Raw genomic sequence first — 9,145 nt, 5'->3', positions numbered from 1 at the left:
GCCCAATGGGTGATTTCTTTAAACCTTGTCCTAGCAGGGCTAAGGCTGGGTTTAAAAAATCGCCAAGTGGGTGAAAAGTGGGTTTCTGATGATTGTCCCTATTTATGCAAAGGTCTCATTGTGCTAGTTTTAGCACATTAACTAGAAGTGGCGTTATTGTTATCAGTAAGCACACATGCTTGTTTGTGGTTGACAATCTTGAACAACAAGTCAATAAGGTTGTCGAATAATAAGGCAAGAAAATGCCTGAATTATCAAACACCAAAAATGGTGTTTGAATCAGGTATTATTAACCAACAAAAAATTTGCACTTAGAATTTGAATTTAGGCTCTTAATATGAACAAAAAACATCGATTTATTTATACTTTTCTGACTTTATTGTTTGTGCTATCCTCAGCCCACGCATTGACACTTAATTTGAAAAATGCGGATATTCGCACATTGATTAATACTGTCTCTCAAGCAACGGGTAAAAATTTTATTATTGACCCTAGAGTGAGAGGAAAAGTTAATGTAGTGAGTAATCAAGATATTAACGATGAAAAACTTTATCAATTTTTTACATCTATTTTGCAAGTGCATGGCTATGTGGTTATTTCAGGGGATGATTTTGATAAGATATTGCCAAAAAATGCCACCAAAAACACGCCACCTAATCATCTTGCAGGTGATTCAATCATTAGTGTAGTACTTGCGGTTAAAAATGTAGAAGTAAAGGAGTTGATCGCTATCTTGCGCCCTTTGACATCTCAGCATGGATATCTAGCTGCTTACCAACCTTCTAACAGTATTATTATGACGGATAGTGCCGCTAGTGTTAAGCGTATCAAGGATATGGTCAGCCTCTTAGACCAAAAAGTTGACGATGATTATGAAATTATCTCACTTAAAAATTCAAGCGCGACAGAACTGGCAGGTGTATTAACCTCATTGCTGATTAAAAATAAAAGACATTCTAATTTTACGATTAGTACAAATGCACAAAGCAACCAAATTATTATTGGTGGTAATAAAGCTAAACGATTGAAAGCAAGGTTTTTAATTATTGAACTAGATAAGCGAGGAGAATCTGGCTCTACTTCAGTCATTTATTTAAAGCATGCTGATGCCAAAAGTATGTTGCCTATTTTGCAAGGGGTTGCGAAACAGATAGGTAGCGCAGTCCAGAAAAAAAAATCAGCAATTAACATTCAAGCAGATGATGCAACTAATGCTATTGTTGTAACTGCACCAATGGCAATCACTTTAAGTGTTAAAGAAGTTATCAATAAACTTGATGTTGAGCGTGCACAGGTGTTAATTGAAGCTGTGATTGCTGAAATTACTTCATCAGATATCAATGAATTGGGCATTCAATGGCTAGGTGGTAATGATAACGGCATGGGAATGATTAATTTTAATGAGCAAATACCCTCTTTATTAACAAATAAGTCTGCTGGCTCGTCCAAATTGGTAAATTCACTCAAACCTGGCGTCAGTTTTCTTTTTGGCAAACAGAATAAAGATGCAAATGGCAAAATTACCAGTGCGTTAGGTATGGTTATTAATGCGCTAAACAGTTTGGGTAATGCCAATATTTTATCCACACCTTCCATTGTTACTTTAGATAACGAAGAGGCTGAAATTATTGTGGGTAATGAGGTGCCTTTTATTACCAATACACAACTTAGTAGCAATAATTCCAATCCATTTCAAAATTATGAGCGTAAAAATGTTGGACTTACTTTAAAGGTCAAACCTCAAATTAACGAAGGTAGTGGGGTTAAATTAAAAATAGAACAAGAAGTTTCTAATGTGGTGCCGTCTGCTAGTGCTGTAGATGTGATCACTTCAAAAAGAAAAATCAAAACAACGGTAATGGTGGAGAATAATAAAATATTAGTGTTAGGTGGCATGATTGACAATCATGTGCGTGAGAAACACAATAAGGTACCTTTGTTGGGTGATATCCCTATTTTAGGGCATTTGTTTCGTTATGACACTGAAACAAATGATAAGCGCCATTTGCTGATTTTTATTAGACCTACTATTCTTACCAAGGATAATATAGATGACATTAGTCGACAAAAATATAGTTATATCCAAGCAAAGAGAATACTAAAAAATATGGGAAAAGATAGCTTTGATGACCTTTTTCCAGATTATAGTATCGCTGGTAAAAAGAAAACCAGTGCAGAGATAAAGCCCACTCAAGAAAGCAGTAAAAGCAACCAAGAAGTTAGCGTTGATTTAGAAGATAATTGGTATGAAGATGAATGATGTTTCATTGCCTTATTTGTTTAGCAAAAAATTTAAATTATTGTTAGAAGGTGATGCCTTAAGTTACGCTGTATTGCCTGAGGCTTCTACTTTATTAGAAATTAGACGCAAATACGGTGTCTTTCAATTAGAGCAAATCTCGCAAGAATCTTTAATGCAGAAAATACAAACGCATTATGAAAGTGGTGCACTGAATAATTTACAAGATTTTAGTCACAATATGGAGCAAGATAAAACCTTAGATGATATTGCAATGGAGTTATTTGAGCCAATAGAATTGCTAGATTCTGATGACCAAGCACCGATTATTAGTCTTATTAACGCCTTATGCGCACAAGCTATTTTACAAGGAGCCTCTGATATTCACATTGAACCCTATGAAGCCCGTATTCGTATTCGTTTTCGCTTAGATGGGCTATTAAAAGAGGTACTAGAGCCACAAAAAAAGATTGCCCCTTTGTTGGTGTCGCGCATTAAAGTCATGGCCAACCTTGATATTTCTGAAAGGCGTTTACCACAAGATGGTCGAATTTCACTGCAATTAGGTGGTCGTGCGGTTGACATACGCGTATCTATCATCCCATCTGGCAAAGGAGAAAAAGTGGTGATGCGCTTGTTAGATAAACAACTTGGGAGATTGCAACTCAAACAGCTTGGAATGAATGATGACATCTATCAAAAAATTCACGACTTAATTCAAAAACCTAGTGGCATTATCTTGGTTGTTGGTCCGACTGGCTCTGGTAAGACCACGACGCTTTATGCAGCACTCAGTGTCTTAAACAACCAATCAAGAAATATTACCACCATTGAAGACCCTATTGAATACTATATTGATGGCATTAATCAAACTCAAATCAATGATAGTATTCACATGACTTTTGCTAAAGGACTAAGAGCAATTTTACGACAAGACCCAGATATTGTGATGGTGGGTGAAATTCGTGATAAAGAAACTGCTCAGATTGCCGTGCAGGCTAGCTTAACGGGTCATTTAGTTTTTTCTACGCTGCATACGAATAGCGCCAAAGATGTCATTATTCGGCTTAAAGATATGGGCATAGACCCATTTTTATTAGCCTCTAGCCTCTCAGGCGTGTTAGCACAAAGACTGATCAGAACCTTGTGTCCTGAGTGTAAACAAGCGCATACAACCAATGAAAAAGAACAAGAAAAATTAGGTCTAGATAAGCCCGGTGTTATTTATAGCGCCTCATCTTGCGAGCACTGTCATCATAGTGGTTTTTCAGGTAGGAGTGGTTTGTATGAATTGTTAGTTGTTGATACTGAACTCAGAGCAATGATTCACAGCGGTGCTGATGAAAATCAAATAAACACTCATCTTCAAGGAAAAATGCTCACTTTAAAAGACCAAGTCATAGAGCTAGTAATACAAGGGCAATGTAGCCTAGATGAAGCGATTAGAGTTGTTTCCCTATAAAATGTATGCCTGTTTTTGAATATCAAGCTATTAACCAACAACAAAAACAAGTCAGTGGGCTTATTGAGAGTGACCATATTAAAAGCGCACGCACTCAACTTAAAGAGCAGCATTTAACTATTTTAAATATTAAGCCCAGCAAACAATCATTAAAAAAAGCAAAGAATCTATTTCAAAAGCACTTAAGTATGGCTGATATTGCCATGTTAACGCGTCAATTAGGCTCACTCATTCAAGCTTCTATTCCTGTTGAACAAGCGCTCAATACAATTTTGCAAAATCACCATAAAAAACACCTTGTAAAAGTCATCAAACACACGCACTCACAGATCTTGCAAGGGCAGAGTTTGGCAAAATCATTGGGTTCAAATTATGGGCAATTTCCAGATTACTATATTGCAACGGTTGAGTTGGGTGAAGCAAGTGCAAAACTAGGCAATGTGTTAGAGGCGTTAGCAATAGACATTGAGAAACAACAGCATTTTAGAGCGAAAGTCTCTGCTGCGATGATTTATCCAGTTATTGTTTCTGTTATTGCAATGGTTGTGGTTTATTCGCTCTTGATTTTTATTGTGCCACAGATTGCAGCAGTTTTTCAGGATTCTGGTCAACCATTACCAGAAATTACCATTTTTGTTATTCAACTCAATGAATTTTTAACCGAGTACTCTTTGACAATTTTAATTGTTTTATTGGCATTGATATTTGGCAGTAAGCTGTTACTTAAAAAACCCAGTATTAAAGAAAAAATGCAAAGTATATTGGTCAAAATACCTGTGATTGGGAAAATAATAATCATCACTAATGCTATACGCTTTGCACGCACTTTTTCTTTATTGTATGAAAGTGGTGCACCTGTGATTACCGCACTTACTAATTCAGCAATGGCGCTGAATTTCCTGCCAATGCGCCAAGCCATTTTAAAAGCCAGAGAAAAAGTGCGTGAAGGCTCATCCTTGTTTTTAGCATTTAAACAATATAACGCTTTACCACCAGTAACGCTTTATATGCTTGCCAGTGGCGAGAGTAGCGGGCAGTTGGCAAAAATGCTGAATAAAGCTGCACAAAATCAAGAAAATGAAATTGACCACTACACCACAAAACTGGTTAATACTTTTGAACCGATAATGATATTGATTATGGGCGGCGTTGTGCTCTTTATTGTTTTGGCGATGCTTTTGCCAATTTTTGAGCTTAATCAAATTCCCCTATAAACTGCCAAGTTAGTGTTGTTTTTATTCTAGGTTTAACTTGTCTTTTCTAATTTATTATTGCAAATAAAACAATTGTTAGTTATACTCATGTTTGCTACATAAATTTTATGTTCTTCACACAACATTAATAAATGACCCAAACACAACAAAAATCCTTAATTTCCATTATTTTTATTGCGTTAATAGCAGGGCTTATTGTCTCTTTGAATGTAGATGATCAGGATACTCAATCTGGTGTTTCGGTTATCACGCCATCTAATGCGAATACCTCAGTTGATAACCGCTCACAAGCAACACTAGGTAACACCACTAACACACCAGCCAATACCAAACAAACCCAAGACCCATTTAACCCCAACAACAATTCAAACCAAGCAAGTAGCGAGGCTGTTAATAACGATCCGCGTTTACCACCAGGCTTCCCTAAGCCACTGCCACCACTAGATAAAGAAGAAATCAAACAAACAGATGCGCTCATTGCTGAGGCAGATGGCATTATTGCTAAGATGGACAGTCTTATTGCTGGGTTAGATTTGCCAGCGGTGTCATTGAGCGAGCAACAACAAAAAGAATTAGACAAACAACGAGCTCTCCAGCAACAAAAGATTAAAGACATTAAAGCGCAACTAGACGCTTTAAGATAAGATTTATAAAAACAATACGCATAACAAAGGATTAACAATGATGAAAATTAAAATACTGAACAAACTATTTGTAATAAATATACTGGTATTATTGAAACGCATCAAAACACTACTTGCCCCAAGTTTTACAGTGCTGTTTTTAGGCTTATCAAGTTTATTTCCTTGTCAAGTTTAGTAGTGTTTTTGATCTTGATACTTCAGCTTTAGTGGGTTCTACAGCAGGTGCACTTAGTGTAGAACAAGGTAGTGCTAACTATGCCATTCCAATTATTGTGCCACCGGGTATCAGTGGCATGAAACCAGAGCTTTCAATTTATTATAATTCTAATTCAGGTAATGGGTTACTTGGCATAGGATTTAAATTAGGTGGCTCATCAGCCATTTATCGTTGTGATAAAACCATTGCTACTGACGGTATGAAAGGTGGGGTTGGTTATGATGATAATGACAGATATTGTCTAGATGGACAGCGCCTAATTGCCATTAGGGGGCAAGAGGGTAAATCAGGTTCAGAATATCGCACTGAGATTGATACTTTTAGTAGAGTTAAATTCACTGGCAATTATTGGACGGTTGACACTAAAAGTGGGCAAACCTTTGAGTATGGTAATACGGGTGATTCCAAGATTGAAGTACAAGGCAAGAGTGTCGTTAAGCTTTGGGTAGTGAATAAAATCACGGATGCTTCAGGTAATGCTATTGATTATGTTTATAGTGAAGACCATGTAAATGGCGAATACACACTTAGTCGCATTAATTACAGCAACAATTCAGTGAGATTTAACTATGAGGATAGAGAAGACAAGGCTATAGCTTATCAAGCAGGTGCTAAGTATTCTCAGACTAAACGCTTAAAAACAATAACCACTTATGCAGAAAACAACCTTGCAAGAAGTTATAACCTAGAATATCAATATAGTGGCACCATTCCTAAAAGAACTCAGTTAGTTTCATTGCAAGAACAGATAGGTGATAAATATTTGCCAAAAATGAAATTTAGCTGGAAAAGATTCGGTTATGTAGAGCCTACCAGGTGGCATAGATATAATACTTGGAAGCCACCAGCGGTAATTTCTTCTAAGATGCGTATTATTGATGTAACCGGCGATGGCTTGCCTGATATTTTACAGTGTGCATCATCATCAGTTACTGATTGTAAATCATGGATTAATACAGGGGCAGGTTGGAGGCGTAATGATGCCTACAAACCTAAAACAATTATTAATGGTAAGGGCGTTCGTATTTTAGATGTGAATGGCAATGGTTTGGTTGATTATTTACAATGTGACGCAGCAGGACGGTGTAAAGCTTGGATAAACACTGGCTCAGGTTGGCAACGCAATGACAGCTGGAAACCACCAGCGGTCATTGCTTATATGAGTGGCTCTAAGAGTGTTGACAATGGTGTGCGTATTGTTGATGTAACCGGCGATGGCTTGCCTGATTTCTTGCAATGTGACACAGCAGGGGCTTGCAAAGCTTGGATAAACACTGGCTCAGGTTGGCAACGCAATGATAATTGGAAACCACCAGTGGTCATTGCTTATATGAGTGGCACTAATAATATTGACAATGGTGTGCGTATTGTTGATGTAACCGGCGATGGCCTGCCTGATTTTTTGCAGTGCGAGTTATCATCGGGCTCAGTTACTGATTGCAAATCATGGATTAATACAGGGACAGGTTGGAAGCGTGATGATGCCTATAAGCCCCAAACGGCTATTGCTGGTAATTATTCAGGAGTTATAAGGGATTATGGTGTTCGTATTTTAGATGTGAATGGCGATGGTTTGGTTGATTACTTACAGTGTGACACAGCAGGGGCTTGCAAAGCTTGGATAAACACTGGTTCAGGTTGGCAACGCAATGATAGCTGGAAACCACCAGTAGTAATTTCTCATTGGAATGGCTCTAAGAGTATCGACAAAGGTGTGCGTATTGTCGATGTAACCGGTGAGGGTTTACCTGATTTTTTAAAATGTGATACAGCAGGACAGTGCAAAGCTTGGATAAACACTGGCTCAGGTTGGAAACTCAATGATAACTGGAAACCACCAATAGCAATTTCTCATTGGAATGACTCTGGTAATTTTGACACAGGTGTGCGTATTGTTGATGTATCAGGTGATGGCTTGCCTGATTTCTTAAAATGTGACACAACAGGAGATTGCAGATCTTGGACAAATGTGACCAGCAAACCACTACTCAAAAGCATTATTACAGGTACAGGCACCACTACATGGCTTGACTATAAACCACTTACTGACCCATCCGTCTATACTAAAGGTACAAATGGTGCGTATCCAAACATTGATATTCAAAATGCCAGACTAGTGGTCTCATCTGTTGAAACAAGAACCAATCTCTTCAATTGGAAAGATGCTACTTATTACAAATATGGTGATGCTAAAGTCAACCTTAAAGGTAGAGGTAGTTTAGGCTTTGGTTGGATTGAAGCCAGAGATGATTATTTAGATAATGTTGAACTGACTCACGCTCTAAAATTGACTCGCACTCAATATAGGCAAGATTACCCTTATACTGGGCAAGTTTCCTCAATAGAAGAATACCTTGATAATGGTGACGGCACAAAACAATTACTCAATAGACAACTCAATCAATATAAGCAACGCATTAGTCATAGTGGCAAAGTCCACTCAGTTGACCTATACACAAACCGAAACGATGTTTATGGTTTTACTTCTGGTGATCTTATTAAATCCACCGCTATAATGAATTCAAATATTGATGAGTATGGTAATATTGGTCGCCTTTCTGTTGCTCATTATAAACCTACTGTTACTGGTGCTGGTGCTACAAGCAATAACCTTGCATCAGCTACAACAGTTATGTATCCTACGACTAATCCTATGAGTGTTAATTTCACAACAGAGACAATCAATACTTATGATAATGATAGCGCTAAATGGCATTTAGGTAGATTGAAAACTGCCGAAGTGACCCATGGTGCAATAAACACCCCAAGCATCACCCGCACCTCAAGTTTTACCTATAACAGCGACGGACTACTGAAAAGTGAAACCATAGCGCCAAATACTAATAAATCTCTTACCACCACTTATGAATACGACAGTTTTGGCAACAAAACCAAAAGTACAATAACAGGCAGTGGTATTGTGAGTAGAAGCACAACCGTTGAGTATTCTACTGATGGCAAGTTTCCAGTCAAAACCACCAATGCCCTAGGACACTCTGAAACCAAAACCTTTGATACCAAAACAGGCAATGTTTTAACCTTAACAGGTCCAAATGGACTAACTACCACTTGGGAGTATGATGCACTCGGCAGGCAAGCCAAAGAAACAAGAGCCGACGGCACCACCACAACTACCAACTATGAGTGGTGGAAAACTGATGCCAACCAGAGCGACGCAGGGATTGTTTACAAGGTGACCACAACAACAAGTGGCTCCTCTCCTAAAATCACCTACTTTGATGCCTTTAACCGCAAAACTAAAGAACAACACACAGGATTTGATGGGCGCAAGATCATCTCTGATATTCATTATGATGATCTAGGTAGAGTTAAGCAAGCATCTTTGCCATACTTTGAAGACGAACAAAG

General features: G+C 37.9%; 5 protein-coding genes. All 5 read left to right on the top strand.

Translation table 11 applies throughout. The features are described from left to right. Positions 1–337: 337 nt before the first annotated feature. Positions 338–2,260 carry a type II secretion system secretin GspD gene (gene gspD / locus BBROOKSOX_RS07555; RefSeq protein ID WP_139660587.1) on the top strand — a complete coding sequence of 641 codons (1,923 nt, stop codon included), beginning with the start codon at positions 338–340 and terminating at the stop codon, positions 2,258–2,260. Then, positions 2,253–3,701: a GspE/PulE family protein gene (locus BBROOKSOX_RS07550; RefSeq protein ID WP_139660586.1), complete on the top strand. Its 1,449-nt coding sequence runs from the start codon at positions 2,253–2,255 to the stop codon at positions 3,699–3,701. Before gspD ends, BBROOKSOX_RS07550 begins: the two co-directional genes overlap by 8 nt. A gap of 5 nt (positions 3,702–3,706) precedes the next feature. Then, positions 3,707–4,915: a type II secretion system F family protein gene (locus tag BBROOKSOX_RS07545; RefSeq protein ID WP_139660585.1), complete on the top strand. Its 1,209-nt coding sequence runs from the start codon at positions 3,707–3,709 to the stop codon at positions 4,913–4,915. A 131-nt stretch (positions 4,916–5,046) separates the two neighbouring features. Next, on the top strand, positions 5,047–5,559 hold the full coding sequence (locus BBROOKSOX_RS07540) for a hypothetical protein (RefSeq protein ID WP_139660584.1): 513 nt from the start codon (positions 5,047–5,049) through the stop codon (positions 5,557–5,559). 206 nt (positions 5,560–5,765) lie between these two features. After that, positions 5,766–9,145: SpvB/TcaC N-terminal domain-containing protein (locus tag BBROOKSOX_RS07535; RefSeq protein WP_139660583.1), on the top strand; the 3,380-nt coding region annotated here is incomplete at its 3' end.

The organism is bacterium endosymbiont of Bathymodiolus sp. 5 South (assembly GCF_900128535.1).
Lineage (GTDB): Bacteria > Pseudomonadota > Gammaproteobacteria > PS1 > Pseudothioglobaceae > Thiodubiliella.
The sequence above is the reverse complement of the archived record's forward strand: the minus strand, read 5'-3'. Positions and strand labels throughout refer to the sequence as shown.